Origin of the sequence: Actinocatenispora thailandica (genome assembly GCF_016865425.1) — a bacterium.
In the GTDB taxonomy this organism is placed as follows: domain Bacteria; phylum Actinomycetota; class Actinomycetes; order Mycobacteriales; family Micromonosporaceae; genus Actinocatenispora; species Actinocatenispora thailandica.
In genome coordinates this window covers 6603917-6625752 of record NZ_AP023355.1, presented here as the reverse complement: position 1 = coordinate 6625752, position 21836 = coordinate 6603917, and the positions used below count along the sequence as shown (strand labels likewise).

Sequence of the window (21836 nt, the reverse complement as noted above, 5' to 3'; positions counted from 1 at the left end):
GGATCGCGCAAGGTCGGCCCGATCGGGCGGCGCCGCCGGCTCAGTGGTGGATGCGGCCGGAGGTGGCAGACAGCGGGGAACCGGTGCCCCGCCAGCGCCGCGAGACGATCTCGGCGGCGACGCTGACCGCGGTCTCCTCGGGCGTACGGGCGCCGATGTCCAGGCCGATCGGGGAGGCGAGCCGGGCCAGTTCGGCCCCGGTCAGGCCGGCCTCGCGCAGCCGGGCCAGCCGGTCGTCGTGGGTGCGCCGGGACCCCATCGCGCCCACGTACGCCAATGGCAGCCGCAACGCCTCGGTGAGCACCGGAACGTCGAACTTCGGGTCGTGGGTCAACACGCACACCACCGTCCGGCCGTCCAGCCGGCCGGCCGCCGCCTCGGCCGCCAGGTACCGGTGCGGCCACTCGACCACGACCTCGTCCGCGTCCGGGAACCGGGCGCGGGTGGCGAAGACCCCGCGGGCGTCGCAGACCGTCACGCGGTACCCGAGGAAGGCGCCGGTGCGCGCCACGGCAGCGGCGAAGTCGATCGCCCCGAACACGATCATCCGGGGGCGAGGGGCGTGGCTGGCGACGAACACGGTCAGATCGTCGCCGCGCCGCTGCCCGTCGTGCCCGTAGGTCAGCGTTCCGGTCCGCCCGGCGGCCAGCAACCCCCGGGCGTCGTCGGTGACGGCGTCGTCCAACCGGGCCGACCCGAGCGTGCCGAGCCGCCGTCCCGCGGCGGTCGTCCCGGCGGGCGGTGCGGCCGCGGTGTCCCTTCCGGTCGGCCCCGGCCCGTCGGCGTTCCCCGCCGGCCCCGGCCCGCCGGATTCGGCCCGCGGTTCGGGTGTCGGGGTGGCGTCGGGCCAGACGATCAGGCGGCGGCCGACCAGGCCGGCGCCCACCGCGGTGGCGGCGCCGGGGCGCTCGTCCGGCAGGGCGGCGCCGGCGCAGCGGTCCGCGACGACGGTGGCGACCGCGACCGGCCGGCCGTCGGCGATCGCGGCGGTCACCTCGGGCAGCGCCGGGAACGCGGCCCGATCGACCCGTTCGACGTACACGTCGAGAATGCCGCCGCAGGTCAGCCCCACGGCGAACGCGTCGTCGTCGGAGACGCCGTACCGGCGCAGCACCGCGCGGCCGGTGTCCCGGACCTCGCCGGCCACCTCGTACAGGTCGCCCTCCACGCAACCACCCGACACCGAACCGGTGACCGTACCGTCCGCGGCGACGAGCATCGCGGCACCGGGCTGGCGCGGCGCGCTGTGCCAGGTCGCGACCACGGTGGCCAGCCCGGCCGGCTCACCGGCCGCCCACCGTTCGTGCAGCGCGGCGAGCACCTCATCCATCGCCGATCACCCCGACCAGTTCGGTCAGCGCGGCCAGGCTGTGCCCGGCCACGAACGCGTCCAGATGCGGCAGCGCCGCGACCATCCCGCCGGTCAGCGGCTGGTACCCGGCGCGGCCGGCGTGCGGGTTGACCCACACCACCCGGTAGGCCAGCCGGGACAGCCGCGCCAGCTGCTCGCCGAGCAGCGCCGGGTCACCGCGCTCCCACCCGTCGCTGGCCAGCACGACGACCGCCTGCCGGGCGGTGCCACGCTGGCCCCACCGGTCCAGGAACGCGCGCAGCGTCTCGCCCAGCCGGGTACCGCCGCGCCAGTCCGGGATCGCCCGGCCGGCCTGCGCGAGCGCCACCTCCGGGTCGCGGGCCCGCAGCGCCCGGGTGATCCGGGTCAGCCGGGTGCCCACGGTGAACACCTCGGTGCGGGTGGGCCGGCGGCGCACCGCGGCGTGCGCGAACCGCAGCAGCGCGTCCGCGTACGGTGCCATCGAGCCGGACACGTCGATCAGCAGCACCAGCCGCCGGGACCGCACCCGGTGGGTACGCCGGGCCAGCCGCAGCGGCTCGCCACCGGCGCGCAGCATCTCGCGCACGGTGCCGGCCGGGTCCAGCTCGCCGAGCGGCGCCGGCCGGTACCGCCGGGACGGCCGCGGCGCGGTCGCCGGCGCCAGCAGTGCGATGAGCCGGCGCACCTCGGCGCGTTCGGTGTCGGTCAGCGCGGCGACGTCGCGGTGCCGCAGCGTCTCCGCCGCGCTGGCCCCCACCCGTACGGTCAGGGTGCCGGTCGGTTCCGTTCCGGTCGGCGCGTCGTCCGCGCCGAAACCCACCGACGGCCGGCGCGGTCGCCCGGCGCGGGGCCGCCCGGACCGGCCGGCCGGCGTACCGCCGAAGTAGCTGGCGAAGGCGGCGTCGTAGCGGGGCAGGTCGTCCGGCTCGGCGCACAGCGTCAGCCGTCCCGCCCAGTACAGCGCGGCCGGATCGGCCGGGCCGAGCGCGTCGGCCGCCGCCAGCATCGCCTGGGTGCGTTGCGTCTCCGCCGGGACCCCGGCGGCCCGCGCCGCCCGCGCGAAGCCGACCAGCACCGCGGTGCCGTCCGCGTCGCCTCGGCCGGCCGCGCTCACGGCTCGGTCCCGGGCGAGGGATCGAGGACGGCGGCGGCCCGGACGCGTTCGGTGTCCTCGCGGTACTTGAGCACCGCGCCGAGCGTCGCCGCCGCCAGCTCCGAGGTCAGCTCGGTCGCGCCGAGCGTGTCGAGGGCGGCGGCCCAGTCGATCGCCTCCGCCACGCCGGGCGGCTTGAGCAGGTCCAGCGCCCGCATCCGGGCGGTCGCGGCGGCCACCTGCTCGGCCAGCCGGGCGCTGACGCCGGGCAGCCGGGACCGGACGATGGCGATCTCGCGTTCGGTGTCCGGGTGGTCGAGCCAGTGGTACAGGCAGCGGCGCTTCAGCGCGTCGTGCACCTCGCGGGTGCGGTTGGAGGTCAGCACCGTGACGGGTGGGTGCTCGGCGACGATCCGGCCGAGTTCGGGCACCGTGACCGCGGCGTCGGCGAGTACCTCCAGCAGGTACGCCTCGAACTCGTCGTCGGCGCGGTCCACCTCGTCGACCAGCAGCACGCACGGGCTGGTCGTCAGCGCCGCGAGCAGCGGCCGGGCTAGCAGGAACCGCCGGTCGTACAGCTCGGCCTCCAGCGCGGTCGGGTCGGCGTCCCGGCCGGCCGCCCGCACCGCCTGCAGGTGCAGCAGTTGCCGGGGGAAGTCCCAGTCGTACAGCGCCTGCGCGGCCGACAGCCCCTCGTAGCACTGCAGCCGGATCGGGGTCGCCCCGGTCGCCTCGGCCAGCGCGGTGGCGAACGACGTCTTGCCGACGCCGGCGTCACCCTCCAGGAAGACCGGCCGGCCGAGCCGGATGGCCAGGTAGCCGGCGGTGGCCAGCCCGTCGTCGGCCAGGTAACCGGTGCGGGCCAGCGCCGCCGCGAGCGCGGCGGGCGACTCCGGCACCGGGAACGCCGACCCCATGACCCCACTATGCGCGTCCCGGCGGCGGGCCGCCCACCGTTCGGCGCCCGTTTCGTACCGGCCCGCCGGTCCGCGCCCGATCGGGCCACCGACCGACCGCCGTGCGGCCACGGGCCGCCGGCTCGCGGCACCCGGAGTCGTACTGGACGGTCGCCGCCGAGGTGGACGTTCCGGCGGCTCAGGAGCCGGTTCGCAGCCGCTGCGCGAGCAGCGGGGTGGCTTCGGCCGGGTCGATGTCGCACACCAGCAGGCCGGCTTCGCCGTACGGCTGGTGGCGCAGCAGCGTGCCGTCCGGCCGCACCACGGCGGAGGTGGTGGGCGAGCCGGGGCTCGCGCAGTTGACGGCGGCGAAGTAGCAGCCGTTCTCGACGGCGCGACAGAGGAACGCCTTCTCGTGGAAGGAGTTCCGCGGGTCGGCGAACTCGGTGGGGCGGAACGAGCCGGGCTCCGCCTCGTCGTAGTGCGGGTGGAACACCAGTTGGGCGCCGTGCCGTACGGCCCAGCGGACGGTCTCCGGATAGCGGAAGCCCTCGTGGCAGATCACGATGCCGAAGCGGACGCCGTCGACGTCGAACACCCGCCGCTCGTCTCCCGGCTGGTAGATGGCGTCTTCGTCCGGATCGAGCTGCACCTTGTCCTGGTGCCCCAGGCGCGCGCCGTCCGGTCCGAACACCAGGACCGTCAGTCGCGGCCGGTCGGAGACGTAGCGCTCGGTGCCGAGCACCACGTGGATCCGGTTCGCCCCGGCCGCCCGGGAGATGCGCTGGTGCGCCGTCTCCAGGAAGTCGGCGGTCACCGGCTTGCGGGTGTGCGGCGGCCAGGGGTAGCCCGGGATGTACGCCTCCGGGAAGCACACGATCCGCGCGCCCGCGTCGGCGGCGTCGCGGATCGCGCGCTCCGCCCGTACCACGGAGTCGGCCGGGCTCGCCGGGATCTCGACGTTGGCGAGGGCGATGCGGAGGCTCGGCATGCCAGGAATTCTGCCCGACCCCCGGCTCGCGCCCGGTCCTTCGCCGGCGCTCTGTCGTGACCTGACCCACGCGGTGGCGCTGCGCGAAGCCGGCCGCACGGTGCGCTGCGGCGGCCCGCTCGGGCGGCACCGGATCAGCGGAGCTGGTCGAGCTCGGCGGTACGCGAACGGATGATGCGGCGGGCCAGGTCGCGGGCGCCGACGTTGATGCCGTGCCGGGTCTCCGCCGTCGCCAGGGCGAGCTGGTGCTGTTGCGCGGCGGCCAGCGTGCGGCGGAACAGGTCGGCGAAGTCGTCGTCGCGGGCGGCGGTCAGGCGCGCGACGTCCGCGTCCCGGCCCGGCGTCGCCGAGTCCGGTGTCGTGGGGTCGTGCGTCGTCGGGTCCGGGGCTGCCGCTCGCCAGGTGCGTAGCCAGACCGTCATCGTCTTGTTCTCGTCGCGTTCGGTGGCCCCGATGGCGGCGGCGAGCGAGCGCAGCCCGGACGGTACCGGCCGGCCGTCGGCGCACCGGGTGATGCGGCGGCTGTGGCTGTTCGCGGTGATCATCTGCCGGGCGAACCGGACGTCCGCGGCGTTGACGTACCGGCTGGCCGAGGTCTTCGGTTCGGCGGTGCCGGCGGTGGTGCAACCGGTCAGCACGAGCAGCCCGGGGGTCACTAGCAGTCCGCGTCGTCGCACGTGTCCTCCGCTGGCTGGGTGCGGCACGCCGGGCCCGATCCGGCGTGCCGTCGCGGGGAGCACCGCCCGCGCCGGGCGGTGCTGGCGGGTTGCCGGGTCAGACCGGCTGCCAGAGGGCGGGGACGCTCGGCGGCTCCCACCCGGGCAGTGCGGTGTGGTCCTGCAGGCAGCGGTACGTGGTGCCCTGGTAGGTCACCTCGTCGCCGACGTGGTACGCGGTACCCGCGGTCCAGCTGCCGCCCGGCTGCGAGGTCGGTGTGGTGGTCGCGGTGGGTGTCGGCGAGGGTGATGGTGACGACGTGGTCGGAGTCGGGGTCGGGGTGCCGCCGCCGGAGCCGACCTGCAGGTCGACGCAGGAGTAGAAGGCGTTCCCGGTGTCCGCGATGTTCCACCGGGCGAGCAGCAGGATCCGGCCGTCGTACCCGCTGAGGTCCACGGTCTGGGTGACCGTGTCGCCGGGGGCCGAACCGTGCGCGTCGAAGTAGCCGACGCGGGTGTCGCCGACGAAGTACTCCCAGTCGCGGGTGGCGTGGTGCGCGGTGATCGTCCAGGTGAACGTCACCGAGTGGCCGACGCTGGTGGCCGGCCAGTTCTTGGTCGGGTCGTCGAGTTGCCGGAACCTGTCGTTGCCGCCGCTGCACAGGTGGGATCCCTTGGGCGCCTCGACGCTCTGCGGTTCCCAGATGATCGGGCCGCAGTCGCTGACCCGTCCCATCGCGCACATGGCCTGCCGGCTGGGTGGTGAGCTGATGTAGCCGTGCGCGGCGGCCGGGGTGGTCACCAGCAGGGAGCCGACGAGCGCGCCGAAGCCGACCAGCGCGACCGTGATCTTTCTTCGCATCGATGCTCCTTCCTCGATGTCGGCGTACGGCGCCGTCGAGCGGTGCCGGTGGCGGCGCGGGGTCGCCGTCCCGTACCGAATCTAAAGGAAGGATTGTTAACAGTAAAGACTCTTTCCATAATTTTGCGCGATTCCTGCCCCGCTGTACCGCCCGGCGCCCGCGCCGGGACGCCGCCTCACACTTTCCCGGCCTGCCTCGTCGTAGTACCGAGTCGGCCCGACCGGTGCCGGCGGACCGCAGAGAGGACCAGGCCATGACCACCCAGACGACCGCGGAACGGCGCGGTACCGGCACGCTCGTCAGCGTTTCCGTCGCGCTGCAGACCGCGGCGATCTTCTTCCAGGCGATCACCGCCGGGATCATGCTGGGCACCCACCACGGCGAGGTGCTGCACAGCGTCGGCGCGCGGGTGATGTTCGCCGCCTCGATGCTGTACGTGCTCGCCGCGGTGCTCGGCTGGAAACCGGGCGGCGGTTCCCCCGCCCCATCTGGTACTCGGTGGGTTTCCTGCTGCTCGCCTCGATCCAGGTGGTGCTGGGCATCAACCACGTCGCCGCGGTGCACGTACCGCTGGGCGTGCTGATGTTCGGGATGAGCCTGGTGCTGCTCGGCCAGCCGTTGTACCGGCGGCGGTAGGCGGAACCCGCCCGGTCACCCCTGGCCGGCGGCGGCCTCGGTCCGCAGCCAGCGGAGCAGCCCCGGGTTCTCGACGGTCGTGACGAGACTGACGGTACGGCCGGTGTAGCGACCGTCCAGCAGGGCCACCATGCCCGCCGCGAGGTCGACGCGGGCGGTGAACCGCCCGTCGGCGTCGCCCTCGACCATCGTGTAGTCGGTGACCGACGGCAGGTGGTAGAGCCCGCTGGGGCGCACGATGGTCCAGTCGAGCGAGCTGGCCCGGACCAGCTCCTCCATCCGCCGCATGTCGGCGTACAGGGTCCGGCCCAGCACCCGGGTCACGTACGGCAGCAGGACGCGGTTGAACAGCAGGCCGGCGTCCGGGTACGGGTGCGGGTCGACGCCGGTGGAGCTGACCACGGCGAGCCGGCGCACCCGGTGCCGGGTCATCGCGGCGACGATGTTCGCGGTCCCCCGGGAGTACGTCGTGATCGGCGCCTTCCCGGCGGGTACCCGAGGGTCGACAGCACCGCCTCGCGTCCCGCCACGACGGCGTCGACTGCCGGCCCGTCGAGTACGTCCGCGGCGGCGACCTCCAGGTCGTCGTGGCGCAGCGGGAACGTGTCCGGGCGGCGGGTGACCGCGGTGACCCGATGTCCCGCGGCGAGGGCCTGGGTGACGAGCAGCCGGCCGGTGCGGCCGTTGGCGCCGAAGATCGTGATCCGCATGGGGGTTTCCTTCCGCTGGTGGGCCGGGGTGGGCCCGGCCATCAGACGAGGCCGCCGTGCGATTCGTGACGCCCCGGGCCGCCACCGGCGGGCTCCGGTGATCGGCTGAGAAAGCTGGGGTGGTTTCGGCGTGTCGTGTTGCCGTTCCGGACTTCACCGTCATGGGGCCGGCGCGCCCCGTCTACTCTGGTGGCGAGCGGGCGGACCGCCGGGCCGGGCCGAGGCCGATCCGTGATCGTCCTGCAGCCCACGGTGCGCTGGGGACCTGGTAGTTGATTAAGGACGTACCGGGTGGGGAGGCATGATGCGTGTGCGTCGGGTCGGGTGGGCCGGGTGGCTGGCCGTTGTCGTGCTGGCGGTGGCCGGGTGTACCTCGTCGGGTGGCACCCGCAGCCACGCGAAGGCGTCGCACTCCCCGGCGCCGGCCGCGGTGATCAGCACCAGCCTGACCAAGACCTCGGGCGTCAGTCCGGCCGGACCGGTGCAGGTGAAGGTCGCCGACGGTGCGCTGTCCTCCGTGACGCTGACCAGCGCCAAGGGCGCCGACGTCGCGGGTGAGCTGGCCAAGGGCGGCTCGTCCTGGCAGGCCACCGGCAAGCTGAAGTACGACACGAAGTACACGCTGTCCGCCGTCGCGGCCAACGCCGACGGCAAGAAGGTGCGCACCAGCAAGTCGTTCCGCACCGTGAAGCCGTCCAACTTCACGCTGCCCTACCTGCAGCGCACCGGCGGATACGCGCTCAAGGACGGCGCCACCTACGGCGTGGGCATCGTGCCGGTGGTGCACTTCGACGAGCGGGTCAGCGACAAGGCCGCCGCGGAGAAGGTGCTGGTGGTGACGACGAGCCCGCACGTGGACGGCTCCTGGTACTGGGTGGACGACCAGAACGTGCACTGGCGGCCGGAGAACTACTACGCCGCCGGCACCAAGGTGACCATCGACGCCAAGGTCTACGGCGTCCGGGTCGGCCAGGGGCTGTACGGGCAGGCCGACCGCAAGGCCAGCTTCACCATCGGCGACAAGCACGTGGCCATCGCCGACGACAAGACCCACCACGTGAAGGTCTACGAGAACGACAAGATGGTCCGCGACATGCCCACCTCGATGGGCCAGGGCGGGTACGTGAAGGGCAAGAACGGCTCGATCTCGCTGTGGACGATGTCCGGCACCTACACCGTGCTGGACCACGGCAACCCGGTGACGATGTCGTCGGACAGCTACGGCCTGCCGGCCGACTCGCCGTACGGGTACGCCGCCGAGTCGGTCTACTACGCGACGAAGATCAGCACCGACGGCATCTACCTGCACGAGCTGGACACGACGGTGTGGGCGCAGGGCCACCAGGACGTGTCGCACGGCTGCCTGAACCTCAACCGCGCCAACGCCATCTGGTACTACAAGCATTCGCTGATCGGCGACGTGGTGCAGGTCGTGCACACCACCGGCCCGAAGATCGAGCTGTGGCAGAACGGCGACTGGAGCGTGCCGTGGTCGACCTGGCAGAAGCACAGCGCGCTGCACTGAGCCGCCGCTGAACCGGCGGTACCGCCGCGGTACCGCCGGACGCGGTTCCCGTTGTCCAGGTGGAGCGCATCGCCGGACGCGGGCCTGTTGTTCGGGTGGAGCGCATCGCCGGACGCGGGCCGCTGTTCAGGCGGTGCGCACCGCGGTGACGGCGAGCGTCACGTACTCCATGGTGAAGCCGCCGCCGGCGGCGTCGATCGCGGTGCCGACCGCGGCCAGGACCTCGGCCTGCTGGTCGGGCCGCAGCGGGGCGATGCCGCCGGTGGTCGGCAGCAGCGCCAGCCACTCGTCCCGGGTGTAGTGCCGCTGCCAGTCGAACCGCCACTGCTCGATGTCCTGCCAGCCGGCCGATTCGCCGAGCGTCTCGGCGATCCTGGCGTACCCGGCCTGGTAGACCTGCAGCGGGCGGCGCCCGGACCCCTGCCCGAACGGCGAGTCGGGCACCACCCGCCGGTACGCCTCGGCGAACGCCCCGGCGATCTCGGTGGGTGGCTCGAACACGTGCCCGAACAGCGCGAGCCGGCCGCCGGGACGCAGCAGTCCGGCCGCCTTGCGCGGGCCGGTGGCCGGATCCACCCAGTGCCAGGACTGGGCGGCGATCAGCAGGTCGAAGCTGCGTCCGTTCGGCTCCCAGTCCTCGAACGTCGCCACCTCGACGGGCAGCCCGCGGGACCGGGCGAACGCGGCCATCCGCTCGTCCGGCTCGACGCCGAGCACGGTGGCGCCGGCGGCCTGGAACTGGCGGCCCGCGATCCCGGTACCGCAGCCGATGTCGAGCACGTCCGGCGCGGCGCGGTCGCCGACGATCCGCGCCACCAGTTCGTCGGGGTACGCCGGCCGGGCCCGGTCGTACCCGGCCGGATCGGCGCCGAACGACTCGGCGAGCCGGCGGGCCCGGTGCAGTTCCGGCGGCGGCGGGGCTTGCTCTGGAGGTAAAGTGGGCATGTGCCCACCTTAGTGGGCACGCGCCCACTAGCAACCCTCGGGCGCGGTCGATCATGGCGTTGTCTGGGCGGAAAGCGCTGTCCGCGCCGGACAACACCATGATCAACGCGGTGCGGCGGCGGGCGGCTGTCCACCGTGCGCCCGGCGGGGACGGTGCGAGAGGATCGGGACATGCCAACCGGGGTGCACCTGCAGGACGCCCGGCAGCAGCTGTTCGACGCCGCCGAACGACTGCTGCTGCGCGCCGGCCCGAACGGGCTGACCAGCCGCGCCGTGACCGACGAGGCCGGGTGTGCCAAAGGGGTGCTGCACCGGCACTTCGCCGACTTCGACGCGTTCCTCACCGAACTGGTGCTGGACCGGGCGGCACAGCTGCGGCCGCGGGCCGTCCAGCTGCGGCAGTCGGCCGGCACCGGCGCGGTCGTCGACAACCTCACCACCGCGCTGACCGCGCTGTTCGGCCCGGTCTGGGTGGCGCTCATCCCGCTGATCACGTTCCGGGACGAGCTGCGCACCCGGCTGCGGGCCGCCCGCCCCGGCGGCGGTACCGCGATCCTCGGCGAGGTCACCGGGGCGGTCGGCGACTACCTCACGGCCGAACGCGACCTCGGCCGGATCGCCGCCGACGCCGACATCGCCTCGCTCACCCTCTCCCTGGTCGGCGGCGGGCACCTGCTGTTCACCGACCGCGAGCCCGCCCCGCCGAGCGCGGACACCGTCGCCCGCTTCGTCACCTCGGTACTCGCCGACGTGCTGCGTCGCCGCCCTCGCTGAGCGCCGTCCGACGTGCTGCGTCGCCGCCCTCGCTGAGCGCCGTGCGAGATGCGGCGTCGCCGCCCTCGCTGCGCGCCGCCGGCGCCGGAACCCGTTGCCGCGCAGCGAGATCCGGCGCACTCCGGCGGCGTTGCAGGGCCGGCCAGGCGACGTCGTCGACGGCCAGGAACGGTTCGTCGGCGAGCGTCGCCGGGGTGACCCCGGTACACGCCACCACCTCGCGATGCAGGTGCGACTGGTCCGCGTAGCCGCCCTCGGCGGCGACCCGAGCCGGGTCCCGGCCCACCGCCAGGTGGTACGCCGCGTGGTCGAAGCGGATCAGCGTCGCCGCCCGCTTCGGCGGCAGGCCCAGCTGCGCGCCGAACCGGGACCACAGCCGCTTGCGGCTCCACCCCACCTCGGCGGCCAGCCGGTCGATCCGGACCTGCCCGCGCCCGGCGAGGAGCCGGCGCCACACCCACACCACCTCGCGATCCAGGTACCCGCCGGTCCGGCGCCGCCGCTCGATCAGCTCCTCCACCAGCGCGAAGCGGGCCGGCCACGACGGGGCCGCGGCCAACTGCTCCCGGAGCCGGGCGGCGTCGCGGCCCCACAGCTCGCTGAGCGGTACGCCCGCGCCGCGCAGCTCGGCCGCGCTGACGCCGAGGATCGCACGAGCCAGCACCGGCGACAGCCGTACCTGAACACACCGGACGTTCTCGCCGCGGACCAGCGCCGCGCCGCCGAAGCCGAAACCGGGCCCGGCGACCAGGCTGCCGCACCGTTCCCGGCCGGTCGCGTCGGCGACGACCGGCCGGCCGTCGCCGAACTCCACCGCGAGCATGATCGCCGGGTGCGGAACGATCCGGACCGGCGCCGGTACGGACCGGACGCCGAAGCCGGCCATGCTGACGCCGGCCAGCCGTTCGGGCCGGGCCGGGCTCGCCACGTCCCACGCAGCCGTCACGTCGCGCCCGCGCCCGCTGGACCGCATCCCGCCATGATAGGAGAACCGCCCGCGGCGCCGGCCGACCCGAGCCACCCCGGCGTCCTCACCTCCAGGCCCCGCGCGCATCGGCCCCGCGCATCGGCCCCGCGCGCATCCGAACCCGAGCGCGCATCGGGCCCCCGTATCCGAAACCGCGTGCGCATCGGGCCACGCGAGCGCGTCTGGTGTCCGTGGGCCCGTTCGGTGCCCGCGCCGGGGAACATTCGTTCAATCCGTACCGGCCGCGCCGGGCCACCGTGAAGCCATGACCACCGAACAGATCACGCTGCCGCTCGACGACGGCGACATCTTCGTGCAGCAGGACGGCCCCCGCGACGCACCGGTACTGCTGCTGGTGCACGGCACCGCCGCCTCGGCGCGGACCTGGGACGCGCTGGTACCGCTGCTCACCGGTACCCACCGGGTCGTCCGGGTCGACCTGCTCGGGTGCGGCCGGTCGGCCAAGCCGATCGACGGCAGCTACCGGACCCCGGACCAGGCCCGGCGGGTCGGCACCGTACTGGACCGGCTCGGCGTCGGCCGCGCCGTGGTGCTCGGCCACTCCAGCGGCGGCATCGTCGCCACCGCGCTCGCCGAGCAGCGGCCCGAGCTGGTGGCGGCGCTGGTCCTCGTCGACACCGGGCCGAGCATGGCCGCCTACATCGCCCCGGAGACCGCGGCGATCGGCCCGGCGCAGTGGCCGCCGACCGACGAGCAGATTCGCGAGTTCGCCGCCACCGGGTTCGCCCGGCCGGACTTCGAACTGCCCGCGGACCTGGCGGCCGAGCTGCGGGACAGCAGCTTCGAGGTGTTCGCCGCGCTGCTGCGCGACCCGGTGCAGTACCTGACGGAGCGGGCGCTGCCGGACCGGCTGGCGGCGCTCGGCAAGCCGCTGCTGGTGCTGTTCGGTGCGCAGGACCGCCGGTGGCGGCCGTCGTCCGCGGCCGACTACCTCGTCGTACCGGGTGCGCGGGTGGAGATGCTGCCCGACGTCGGCCACACACCGATCATCGAGGACCCGCACCGCACCGCCGAGCTGGTACTGGAGTTTGCCGCATCCGACCCGGTCTCGGTGGCGGTCGCCTCCGGCTGACGCTGTGCGCTCGGGTTGCGATCACCCCTTGCCCGGCGTGTGTTGTCCGGTCGCCCGCCGCTTCGCCCTTCACGGTCCGCCGGCGCCCACCGGACCCCGAACTTCCGAGGCGGGCCAGGCGGCGTCCAGCCCGGGCACCGGACCCCGACGGGGGATCGCTAAGGGGGCGACGGCCCCCTTGGCGGGGGAGGGGTGTGGGGAGGGGGCGAAGTCCCCTCCCCACGTCCCCCCACGCGGGGTCCAAGCGCGAACAGAGGTGGCCTTCACACCCGAACCCGACGCGAACCCGACGCGAACCCCACGCGAGCCGGGCGAACCCGACGCGAACCCGCGCGAACCCGACGCGAACCCGGCGCGAACCGGGCGCGGACCCGGGCGCGGACCCGGGCGCGGACCCGGGCGGCGTCACCCCGACCCCGGCGCCCCCCGCCCCGGCCGCAACACCAGGATCAGAACGGCCAGCGCACCGAACAACCCGGCGGCCACCGCACCGGTGACGTGCACGCTGCCGGTGAACGCCAGCCGCGCGGCGTGCAGCAGGACCGCGCCGCGGTCGCCGGGCAGCTGCCGGCTGGCGGCGAGGGCCCCGGCCAGCGAGTCGGACCGGCCGCCCATCCGCATCTGGTAGACGACCGTGCCCAGCACGCCGAGCAACGCCAGGCCGAGCGATCCGCCGAGGTAGTTGGCGGTCTCCGACATCGACGCCGCGGAGCCGGCCCGCGCCGGTGGTACCGACCCGAGCACCAGCCCGGTGCCCAGCGCGAACAGCGGTCCGGTGCCGAGCCCGAGTATCCCGGTGCCGGCCATCACCAGCGGCAGCGCGGCGCCGCCGTGCGCGCCGACCAGCAGCAGGCTGCCCAGCGCCGAACCGGCCAGCCCGGCGGCGATCGCGGTCGGCTGGGGCAGCCGACGGGTCAGTGCCGGCGCGGTGATGGTGCCGACCGCGCAGCCGACCCCCATCGGGGCGCACAGCACCGCCGCGGCGGCCGGCGAGAATCCGAGCACGCCCTGCAGGTACTGGGTGACGAGCAGGCCGGTGCCGGCCATCGCGACGCCGGCGAACAGCAGCCCGAGGATGACCGCGGTGAACGGGCCGGTACGCAGCAACCGCAGGTCCAGCAGCGGCGTGCGCAGTCGCAGTTGCCGGCGGACGAACAGCGTGCCGACCGCCGCGCCGATCACCAGCGCCACCGCGGGCGCCAGCACCGAGCCGCCGAGCGTCAACTGCTTGATGCCGTACACCACGGACAGCACCGCCACCAGCGACAGCAGCACGCTGGCCGGATCCAACCGGCCGGCGCCGTCGCCGCGAAACTCCGGCAGCAGTACCGGGCCGGCGATCGCGACGAGCGCCATCGCCGGTACCGCGGCCAGGAACACCGAACCCCACCAGAAGTGCTGGAGCAGCAGGCCGGCGAGGACCGGCCCGAGCGCGCCGCCGGCGAACTGGCAGGTCGCCCAGGTCGCGATGGCGCGGCCGCGCTGCCCGGGGTCGGTGAACATGTTGCTGATCAGCGCCAGGGTCGACGGGGCGAGGGTGGCGCCGGCGACGCCGAGCAGCGCGCGGACCACGATCAGCATGACCGGGTCGACGGAGAACGCGGCGACGACCGACAGCACGGCGAACGCGGCGCCGCCGATGGTCAGCAGCCGCCGCCGGCCGATCCGGTCGCCGAGGGTACCCATCGTGATGACCAGGCCGGCCACCAGGAAGCCGTACGCGTCGCTGATCCACAGCTGCTGGACGCTGCTGGCGCCCAGGTCGGCGGACAGCCGCGGCAGCGCGAGGAACAACGCGGTCAGATCCATCGCGACGAACATCGTCGGCAGCATCAGTACCACCAGCCCCAGCCAGGCCCGGTTCGCTCGCATCGTTCGAAACCTCCTCGGTACGTGACCTTGCGCAGGGTGGTCGGAGCGGCGGGGCGGTTCTTGACACGGTGCCGGTGGCGGTTTCGTGGAAAAGTTCTGCCGGGGATGTCAAGACGGGCGGGTCGGCTCCGACCTACCGTCGAACGCCCCGGCGAAGGGGCGCCGACCCGAGGAGTACGACATGCAGTTCCTGATCTCCATGCACATCAACCCGGCCGTGCTGGACGCGCTGACCGACGAGGAGAAGGAGGCGATCGGTACCGGGCACGCCGCGCTGCTGGCCGCGGTGAAGGAGTCCGGTGAGCTGATCACCACGCAGGCGCTGGTCGACCCGTCGCAGGCGGCGGTCGTCCGGGTGCGCGACGGCCAGCCGGTGGTGACCGACGGGCCCTTCCTGGAGGCGAAGGAGTTCCTGGGCGGCTTCTACCTGGTCGACTGCGAGAACAAGGAGCGGGCGATCGAGCTGGCGGCGATGGTGCCGGACGCGGCGATCGAGGGGCTCGGCGTCGAGGTGCGCCAGGTGATGTTCGCGGACGGACCGTTGGAGGGATGACGGCGCCGCGGAACAACCCCGTCGGGGACCTGCTGCGGGCGCTGACGCCGCAGGTCCTCGGCGCCCTGCTGCGCCGGTACGGGCGGTTCGACGGCTGCGAGGACGCCGTGCAGGAGGCGGTCCTCGCGGCGGCGACGCAGTGGCCGGTGGAGGGGGTCCCGGACAATCCGCGCGGCTGGCTGGTGACGGTGGCGTCGCGCCGGCTGATCGATCAGGTCCGCAGCGACCGCGCGCGCCGGGAACGCGAGGCGGCGCTCGCCGCCGAGGTGGTGCCGGCCGACGTGCCGGACACCGACGACACGCTGGTGCTGCTGTTCCTGTGCTGCCATCCGACGTTGACACCGGCGTCGCAGACCGCGCTGACGCTGCGCGCGGTGGGCGGCCTGACGACGGCGGAGATCGCCCGGGCGTTCCTGGTACCGGAGGCCACCATGGCGGCCCGGATCAGCCGCGCCAAGCAGCGGATCCGGGCCGCCGGTAGCGAGTTCCGGCTGCCCGCGGACGCCGAGCTGGCCGAGCGGTTGCGGGTCGTGCTGCACGTGCTCTACCTGATCTTCAACGAGGGGTACACCGCGTCGTCGGGTGCCGACCTGGACCGGGCCGACCTGGCGTACGAGGCGATCCGGCTGGCCCGGCTGGTGCACGCGCAGCTGCCCGATGACGACGAGGTGACCGGGCTGCTCGCGCTGATGCTGCTCACCCACGCCCGGCGCGCGGCACGGACCACCGCCACCGGCGACCTGGTGCCGCTGGCCGAGCAGGACCGGAGCCGCTGGGACCGGGGCCTGATCGACGAGGGTACCGAGCTGGCCAAGGCGGCGCTGGCCGGTCCGGCGCTCGGGCCGTACCAGTTGCAGGCGGCGATCGCGGCGACGCACGCCGATGCGGCCACCGCGGAGCGGACCGACTGGCGGCAGGTGGCCGCGCTGTACCTGATCCTGAGCCGGATCGCGCCGAACCCGATGGTCACCCTGAACCGGGCGATCGCGGTCGCCGAGCTGGACGGTCCGGCCGCCGGGCTCGACCTTCTGTCTACATTGGACGATGACGGCAGGATGGCGGCGCATCACCGGTTGCTGTCGGTGCGGGCGCATCTGTTGGAGCGCAGCGGTGACCTCGCCGGCGCGTACGACCACTACCGGCGGGCGGCGCGGGCCACCGCGAGCCGGGCCGAGCAACGCTACCTGGAATCCCGCGCGAAGCGGCTGAAACCGCGACTCTGACCGGTAAAGAGCCGGTCTGGCAGCGGTCCTGACTCGGGACAGAGGATTCTTACTCTGCGCTTGCCCTGTGAACGTCGGTTGAACCACGGGTCGCGCTCGATGAACGCCGCCGGAATTGCCTGTCGCAGCGCCGTTGTGGGCTCCGGGCCGTGGTTACGATCGGTCCGAAGCTGCGGCCCCGGGGTGATGCCCGCGCCGCGGTCCAGGACGGTCACCCTCGGCACCGAGCACCTCGGTACCGCCCGGAGGTGACTACGGGACAAGGGAAAGCGCATGGCTCCGCTGCTGTCGGTCGTCATCCCGATGTACAACGAGCAGGACGCGATCGCGCCGCTCACCGCCCGGCTGCGGCCCGCGTTGGATGCGATCACCGCCGACTACGAGGTCGTCGCGGTCGACGACGGCAGCGCCGACGACACCGCGCAACTCGTCGACGGGCTGCGCGCGGACTGGCCGCAGCTGCGGCTGATCCGGTTGCGCCGCAACGCCGGGCACCAGGCGGCGCTGACCGCCGGCCTGACCCGGGCCCGCGGGCGCTACGTGGTGAGCATCGACGCCGACCTGCAGGACCCGCCGGAGAAGATCGGCGAGATGCTGGCGCTCGCCCGCCGCGACCACCTCGACGTCGTCTACGGGGTGCGCGCCGACCGGGCCACCGACACCGTCTTCAAGCGGCGCACGGCCGCCGCGTACTACCGGCTGATGCGGCGGTTGGTCGGCTCCTGGGTGCCGCGCGACGCGGGCGACTTCCGGCTGTTGAGCCGCACCGCGGTGGATGCGCTGCTCGCGCTGCCCGACCACCAGCCGGTGTACCGGCTGCTGGTGCCCGCACTGGGATTCCCCAGCGGTACGGTGAGTTACGTGCGGGCCGAGCGGGTCGCCGGCACCACGAAGTACCCGCTGGGCCGGATGGTCCGGCTCGCGCTGGACAGCGTCACGAACTTCTCCGCCGCGCCGCTGCGGCTCGCCACCTGGCTCGGCCTGATCAGCTTCTGCTGCTGCCTGGTCATGATCGGGTTCGGTGTCGTCGGGTACGTCGCCGGCTGGACGGTGCCCGGCTGGACGTCGCTGTTCGTCGCGGTGCTGTTCCTCGGCGGGTTGCAGCTGACCTGCCTGGGCCTGCTCGGCGAGTACGTGGCGCGGATCTATTCGACGGTGCAGGCGCGGCCGACCTACCACATCGGCACCGACACCGCCGCCGCCCGGGTCGAGGAGACGACCTCCGCGTGACCGTGACCGCCGTCGGGGCGCCGGCCCGCCGCCCCGTCTCGGACCGTACGATCCTGCGCGCGGCGCCGTGGGCGCTGGTCGCGGTCGCGCTCGTCGCCGCGCTCGCCGGCACCGGCACCCCGGCCGCCGCGATCGCCCGCTACGGGGCGTACTGGCTGCTCGCCGTGCTGCTGCCCGGCACCCTGCTGCACCGGGCGCTGCGCGGCAGTACCGGGAACCTGCCGGAGGATCTGGGGTACGGCGCGGTGACCGGGCTGCTGGTGGAGCTGGTCGCCTGGGCGGTCGCCGCCGCGACCGGGCTGGCACCGCTGCTGTGGTTGTGGCCGGTGCTCGCGGTGGCGCCGTTCCTCGCCGTACCGCGGCTGCGCCGGTGCTGGCGGATCGCCGCGCCGCGACCGCTGCCGGTGGCCTGGTCGTGGGGCGTCGCCGCGGTGTGTGTCGGCGCGATCGCCTGGGCCACCGGCGAGTGGGCGCACGTACCGCTGCCGCCGGTGACCGCGAACTACTACCCGGACCTGCTCTACCATCTCGGCCTGGTGCACGAGCTGACCCGCTCGATGCCGTTCCGGGTGCCGCAGGTCGCGGGGAGCTGCTGCGCTACCACTACCTGTCCGACGGGCACCTCGCCGCGGCCAGCATGCTCACCGGGATCGATCCCGCCGTCGTGCTGTTCAGGTTGTGGTTGGGCCCGATCCTGCTGGTGACGGTGCTGGTGGTCGCGGCGCTGGCCCGGCAGGTGGCCGGCCGCTGGTGGGCCGGCCCGGTGACCGCCGGGGTGGCGGTGCTGGCTCGGCCGCTACTGCCCGGCGGCCCGGCCGCGGTGCCGGGCGGTTCGCCGGTGTCGCTGCTCAGCCCGTCGGAGACCTACCTGCTCCCGTTCCTGATCCTGCTCACCGCGCTGTGCGTGGAGCTGGTCCGGGACCGGCCGCTCGGCCGCGGCTGGTTTCTGGTCGGGCCGCTGGCGCTGGCCTGCGCCGGCGCCAAGGCGAGCGGCCTGCCGGTACTCATCGCCGGGGTGGCGGTCGCGTCGGTGGCGCGGTTCGTCGTCACCCGTACGGTCGGCCGGCGGGCGCTGCTGGCGCTCGGCGTGCTGGTCGCGGCGCTGGGCGCCGGCCTCGCGGTGTTCGTCGGCGGTGGCGCCGGCGGCCTGTCGCCGCAGGCGTTGAGCGAGTTGCAGTGGATCGCGCCGTACGCGCACACCATCGCGCCGCACGCGCCGACCGCCCCCGGCCCGCTGCCGCCGGGACTCGCGACCGCCGGGACGAAGGGCTGGCTGTTCGCGCTCGGCATCGTCGGCTGGTGGCTGCTGCTGCAGTCGCCGCGGCTGGTCGGCCTCGCCACCCTGGGCCGCCGCCCCGGCCGTACCGACCCGGCGGTGTGGCTGCTCGCCGGCGCCACCGTCGCCGGTACCGGCGCGATGTGGTCGCTGTTCCACCCGTCCGACAGCCAGGCGTACTTCCTCCTGCCGGTGCTGCCGTTCGCGGCGCTGCTGACGGTGTTGCTGCTGCCGGTCGCGGCGACCGAACGGTACTGGCGGCCGGTGCTGGCGGCGGGCGCGGCCGGGCTGGTATTGGCCGGCGTGCTGCGGCTGGTGGCCGGTCGGCACGGACCGGGGCCGGCGTCGACGTACCGGGGTTGGGCGGCGGGCCTGGCCGGGCCGGTACTCGTCGCGCTGGCCGTCGCCGCGGCGCTGGTGGTCGGCTGGTGGCTGGCGTGCCGGTACCGGCCGGGCGGCGCCCGGTTGCCCGGTGCCCGGTTGCGCGGCGCCGGCCGGCCCGGCGCGGGGTGGCGCGGCGTCCGGCTGCGTGGCGCCGGGGTGCCGGTGGCGGTGGCGGTGCTGCTCGGGGCGAGCCTCGGCGCCGGGGCGATCGGGGTGCTGCCGCGCGCCGCCCGGGTGGTGACCGGGGTACCGGCGCCGAAAGCCGGCAGCCGGCCGGTCACCGCGGCCGAGATCCGGGCCGCCCGGTGGCTGGACGCTCACGCCGGGCCGACCGACGTCGTCGCCACGAACGTGCACTGCCTGCGCCTCGTCACCCGGCCGTACTGCGACAGTCGGGCGTTCTGGGTGTCCGGCTTCGGTGGGCACCGGACGCTGGTGGAAAGCTGGGGGTACACCGACGCCGCGGTGGCGGCGCACGGCCGGCACGGGCACTCGTACCCGCGGCAGCCGTTCGCCGACCCGGCGCTGTTCGCGCTCGACGAGCGGGCATTCGCCGCGCCGGATGCCGCCACCCTCGCCGAGCTGCGCCACCGCTACCGGGTGCGGTGGCTGTTCGCGGACCGCCGTGCCGGCCCGGTCGCGGCCCGGCTGGGCCGGTACGCCCGGTTGCAGCACACCGACGGCCCGGCCGCGATCTACCAGCTGTGGCCCTGACTCGGCGGGACGGTTTGCCCTGGGCCCGGCGGTCTGCCCTCGGCGGGCCTGGCTCGGCAGGACGGCCCGGTTCCCGGGCGCGGCGGCTCAGCCGTTCAGGTAGGCGAGGACGGCGCGGACCCGGCGGTGGCTGTCGGCGTCCGGCGGCAGGTCGAGTTTGGTCAGGATGTTCGTGATGTGCTTCTCGACCGAGACCGCGGCGAGGGACAGCGCGGCGCAGATCGCCGAGTTCGACAGGCCCTCCGCGACCAGCCCCAGCACCTCCCGCTCCCGTACGGTCAGCGCCGCGACGCCGCGGTCCCGGGTGTTGCGGGCGAACAGCTGCCGCACCACCTCCGGGTCCATCGCGGTGCCGCCGGCGGCGACCCGGTCGATCGCGTCGAGGAAGTCGTCCAGCGAGGTGACCCGGTCCTTCAGCAGGTAGCCGACCGCGCCGTCCCCGTCGGCGAGCAGGTCGGCGGCGTAGCTGCGCTCCACGTACTGGGAGAGGATCAGCACCGGGGCGCCCGGGTGTTCGGCCCGGATCGCCAGCGCTGCCCGCAGCCCCTCGTCCCGGAACCCGGGCGGCAGCCGGACGTCCACGATCGACAGGTCGGGCCGGTGCTCGGCGACCGCGCGCTCCAGGTCGGGCCCGTTGTCGACGGCGGCGACGACCTGGTGGCCGGTGTCGGTGAGGATCCGGATCAGCCCGTCGCGCAGCAGCAGCAGGTCTTCGGCGATCACGATGCGCATGGGAACTCCGCGGACAGGACGGTCGGCCCGCCGGCCGGACTCTGCACCGAGAGTATGCCGTCCAGGGCCTCCACCCTGCGGCGGAGCCCGTCCAGGCCGGCGCCGTCCGGGTCGGCGCCGCCGCGCCCGTCGTCGCGTACCCGGACGGTCAGGCCACCGTCCGCGGTGCCGGCCAGCGTCACCTCGCAGCGCTGCGCACCGGCGTGCTTGGCCGCGTTCGTCAGCGCCTCGGACACCACGAAGTACGCGGCGGCCTCCACCGCGGCCGGCACCGACGTGTCGTCGGGTACCCGGAGGTCGACCGGGACCGGGCTGTCGGCGATCAGCGCGCTCAGCGCGGCGGCCAACCCCGGTCGGTGAGGATCGGCGGGTGGATGCCGCGGACCAGGTGGCGCAGTTCGGCGAGGGCACCGTCGAGCTGCCGGCGGGCGAGGTCGACGTCGGCCCGGACCGGGTCGTCGGGTCGACCGCGCAGCTTGCGGCCGGCGAGCGCCAGCGTCATGCCGGCGGCCACGATCCGGGCCTGCGCGCCGTCGTGCAGGTCGCGTTCGATCCGGCGCAGCTCGGCGGCCTGCGCGTCCACCACCCGCGCCCGGGTACTGGCGAGCCGCTCGGCCAGCGCGGTCAGCCGCTGCCGGTCGTCGGGTCGCAGCAGCAGCCGGGCGAGGCCGCCCTGACCGCGGGCGAGGGTCTGCACCCAGCGGGCCACGAGTGGCAGCAGCGCCAGGCCGAGCACCGCCGCCGCGCACCGGCCGGGCCAGGTGCCGACGATCGGGGCGATCAACGCCGGCGCGTTCGGGTTCGGTACCGCCCACAGCCAGGCCGGCGCGGTCGCCAGCCCGACCGCCAGGGCCGCCGGCGCGACGCCGAGCAGCATGCTCGGCAGCGCCACCGGGAACAGTGCGGCGAGCCAGCCGGCGTCGCGCCGGGTCGCCGGGTCGCGGAACACCGCGGCGGCGCGGGCCCGGACCGGCCCGGCGCCGGCGGGCTGGTAGGGCACCGGGACGGGGCGGTGCGAGTACCAGCCGAGCCGCCGCCGTTCGCACCGGGCCAGCGCCCGGTTGACGGCGGTGGCGCCGAGCAGCGCGCGGGGCGCGAGCTGGGTGGGCGCCAGGAGCAGCAGCAGGACCGACGAGACCAGCGTCCAGGCGAGCGCGACGACCGCCACCGGTGCGCCGAGCGCCAGGTAGGCCAGTGCGCGTACGGTCCGACCGATCACGCCGGTCAGCCTACGAAGCCCGCCCGCCGCGGCCCGCCCGACCCGGGTGCGGGCCGCGGTTCGACCGGCCGGACCGCCCCGCCCGGTGCGGGTGCGGGCTGCGGTTCGACCGGCCGGACCGCCCCGCCCGGTGCGGGCGCGGGCCGGTCCG

Annotated in this window: 23 protein-coding genes; 9 read left to right on the top strand and 14 right to left on the bottom strand. The window is 74.8% G+C overall.

Going from position 1 to position 21836, the window contains the following annotated elements; all coding sequences use genetic code 11:
- Positions 1–40: 40 nt before the first annotated feature.
- The 6 genes from Athai_RS29845 to Athai_RS29820 all read right to left on the bottom strand — a co-directional run bounded on the left by Athai_RS29845 (position 41) and on the right by Athai_RS29820 (position 5831).
- Entirely contained in the window at positions 41–1330 is a 1290-nt protein-coding gene (locus tag Athai_RS29845; protein WP_203964565.1) for an XdhC family protein, read from the bottom strand.
- Positions 1323–2447 carry a vWA domain-containing protein gene (locus Athai_RS29840; RefSeq protein WP_239157253.1) on the bottom strand — a complete coding sequence of 375 codons (1125 nt, stop codon included), beginning with the start codon at positions 2445–2447 and terminating at the stop codon, positions 1323–1325. Before Athai_RS29840 ends, Athai_RS29845 begins: the two co-directional genes overlap by 8 nt.
- Positions 2444–3343: an AAA family ATPase gene (locus tag Athai_RS29835; RefSeq protein WP_203964564.1), complete on the bottom strand. Its 900-nt coding sequence runs from the start codon at positions 3341–3343 to the stop codon at positions 2444–2446. Before Athai_RS29835 ends, Athai_RS29840 begins: the two co-directional genes overlap by 4 nt.
- A gap of 178 nt (positions 3344–3521) precedes the next feature.
- Entirely contained in the window at positions 3522–4313 is a 792-nt protein-coding gene (locus tag Athai_RS29830) for a carbon-nitrogen hydrolase family protein (protein ID WP_203964563.1), read from the bottom strand.
- Between the two features lie 134 nt (positions 4314–4447).
- Complete coding sequence (locus Athai_RS29825; protein ID WP_203964562.1) at positions 4448–4990, bottom strand: DUF305 domain-containing protein; 543 nt, start codon at positions 4988–4990, stop codon at positions 4448–4450.
- A gap of 97 nt (positions 4991–5087) precedes the next feature.
- Positions 5088–5831, bottom strand: a complete 744-nt coding sequence (locus Athai_RS29820) for a lytic polysaccharide monooxygenase (protein WP_203964561.1) — start codon at positions 5829–5831, stop codon at positions 5088–5090.
- A 254-nt stretch (positions 5832–6085) separates the two neighbouring features.
- Here Athai_RS29820 and Athai_RS29815 point away from each other — a divergent pair, with 254 nt between their 5' ends.
- Positions 6086–6415 (top strand): hypothetical protein, encoded by a 330-nt coding sequence (locus tag Athai_RS29815; protein ID WP_203964560.1) that lies wholly within the window; start codon positions 6086–6088, stop codon positions 6413–6415.
- Between the two features lie 68 nt (positions 6416–6483).
- Here Athai_RS29815 and Athai_RS34970 read toward each other — a convergent pair whose 3' ends face one another.
- Complete coding sequence (locus Athai_RS34970; protein ID WP_275422611.1) at positions 6484–6900, bottom strand: SDR family oxidoreductase; 417 nt, start codon at positions 6898–6900, stop codon at positions 6484–6486.
- Positions 6897–7178, bottom strand: a complete 282-nt coding sequence (locus tag Athai_RS34965) for an NAD(P)-dependent oxidoreductase (RefSeq protein ID WP_275422610.1) — start codon at positions 7176–7178, stop codon at positions 6897–6899. Before Athai_RS34965 ends, Athai_RS34970 begins: the two co-directional genes overlap by 4 nt.
- A 301-nt stretch (positions 7179–7479) precedes the next feature.
- Between Athai_RS34965 and Athai_RS29805 the strand changes: the two genes are divergently transcribed.
- The gene (locus Athai_RS29805; protein WP_203964559.1) at positions 7480–8703 is read left to right on the top strand and encodes a L,D-transpeptidase; all 1224 of its coding nucleotides are present in this window, start codon (positions 7480–7482) and stop codon (positions 8701–8703) included.
- Positions 8704–8829: 126 nt separating this feature from the next.
- Here the strand turns inward: Athai_RS29805 and Athai_RS29800 are convergent, their stop codons facing one another.
- On the bottom strand, positions 8830–9648 hold the full coding sequence (locus Athai_RS29800) for a class I SAM-dependent methyltransferase (RefSeq protein WP_203964558.1): 819 nt from the start codon (positions 9646–9648) through the stop codon (positions 8830–8832).
- A gap of 171 nt (positions 9649–9819) precedes the next feature.
- On the opposite strand from Athai_RS29800, the gene Athai_RS29795 reads away from it, so the two are divergent.
- Positions 9820–10422: a TetR/AcrR family transcriptional regulator gene (locus Athai_RS29795; protein ID WP_203964557.1), complete on the top strand. Its 603-nt coding sequence runs from the start codon at positions 9820–9822 to the stop codon at positions 10420–10422.
- On the opposite strand, the gene Athai_RS29790 is transcribed toward Athai_RS29795, so the two are convergent.
- Positions 10379–11395: a helix-turn-helix domain-containing protein gene (locus Athai_RS29790; protein WP_239157252.1), complete on the bottom strand. Its 1017-nt coding sequence runs from the start codon at positions 11393–11395 to the stop codon at positions 10379–10381. The genes Athai_RS29795 and Athai_RS29790 overlap by 44 nt on opposite strands.
- A gap of 259 nt (positions 11396–11654) precedes the next feature.
- Between Athai_RS29790 and Athai_RS29785 the strand changes: the two genes are divergently transcribed.
- Positions 11655–12482, top strand: a complete 828-nt coding sequence (locus Athai_RS29785) for an alpha/beta fold hydrolase (RefSeq protein WP_203964556.1) — start codon at positions 11655–11657, stop codon at positions 12480–12482.
- Positions 12483–12887: 405 nt separating this feature from the next.
- Here the strand turns inward: Athai_RS29785 and Athai_RS29780 are convergent, their stop codons facing one another.
- Positions 12888–14354 carry an MFS transporter gene (locus Athai_RS29780; protein ID WP_203964555.1) on the bottom strand — a complete coding sequence of 489 codons (1467 nt, stop codon included), beginning with the start codon at positions 14352–14354 and terminating at the stop codon, positions 12888–12890.
- Positions 14355–14535: 181 nt separating this feature from the next.
- Between Athai_RS29780 and Athai_RS29775 the strand changes: the two genes are divergently transcribed.
- The 5 genes from Athai_RS29775 to Athai_RS29755 all read left to right on the top strand — a co-directional run bounded on the left by Athai_RS29775 (position 14536) and on the right by Athai_RS29755 (position 19734).
- Complete coding sequence (locus tag Athai_RS29775) at positions 14536–14907, top strand: YciI family protein (protein WP_203964554.1); 372 nt, start codon at positions 14536–14538, stop codon at positions 14905–14907.
- Complete coding sequence (locus Athai_RS29770; protein WP_203964553.1) at positions 14904–16130, top strand: RNA polymerase sigma factor; 1227 nt, start codon at positions 14904–14906, stop codon at positions 16128–16130. Before Athai_RS29775 ends, Athai_RS29770 begins: the two co-directional genes overlap by 4 nt.
- Positions 16131–16403: 273 nt before the next feature.
- Positions 16404–17360: a glycosyltransferase family 2 protein gene (locus Athai_RS29765; protein ID WP_203964552.1), complete on the top strand. Its 957-nt coding sequence runs from the start codon at positions 16404–16406 to the stop codon at positions 17358–17360.
- Positions 17357–18064 carry a hypothetical protein gene (locus Athai_RS29760; RefSeq protein ID WP_203964551.1) on the top strand — a complete coding sequence of 236 codons (708 nt, stop codon included), beginning with the start codon at positions 17357–17359 and terminating at the stop codon, positions 18062–18064. The genes Athai_RS29765 and Athai_RS29760 overlap by 4 nt, the downstream gene beginning before the upstream one ends.
- Positions 18025–19734, top strand: a complete 1710-nt coding sequence (locus tag Athai_RS29755) for a hypothetical protein (RefSeq protein WP_203964550.1) — start codon at positions 18025–18027, stop codon at positions 19732–19734. Before Athai_RS29760 ends, Athai_RS29755 begins: the two co-directional genes overlap by 40 nt.
- An 87-nt stretch (positions 19735–19821) precedes the next feature.
- Here Athai_RS29755 and Athai_RS29750 read toward each other — a convergent pair whose 3' ends face one another.
- From Athai_RS29750 to Athai_RS29745, 3 genes are read right to left on the bottom strand one after another with little or no spacing between them, the layout of a single operon-like run.
- Positions 19822–20466 (bottom strand): response regulator transcription factor, encoded by a 645-nt coding sequence (locus Athai_RS29750; protein WP_203964549.1) that lies wholly within the window; start codon positions 20464–20466, stop codon positions 19822–19824.
- On the bottom strand, positions 20454–20813 hold the full coding sequence (locus Athai_RS34565; RefSeq protein ID WP_239157251.1) for a sensor histidine kinase: 360 nt from the start codon (positions 20811–20813) through the stop codon (positions 20454–20456). The genes Athai_RS29750 and Athai_RS34565 overlap by 13 nt, the downstream gene beginning before the upstream one ends.
- A complete protein-coding gene (locus Athai_RS29745; RefSeq protein WP_239157250.1) occupies positions 20798–21685 on the bottom strand; it encodes a sensor histidine kinase in 888 nt (295 codons plus the stop codon). Before Athai_RS29745 ends, Athai_RS34565 begins: the two co-directional genes overlap by 16 nt.
- Positions 21686–21836 lie beyond the last annotated feature (151 nt).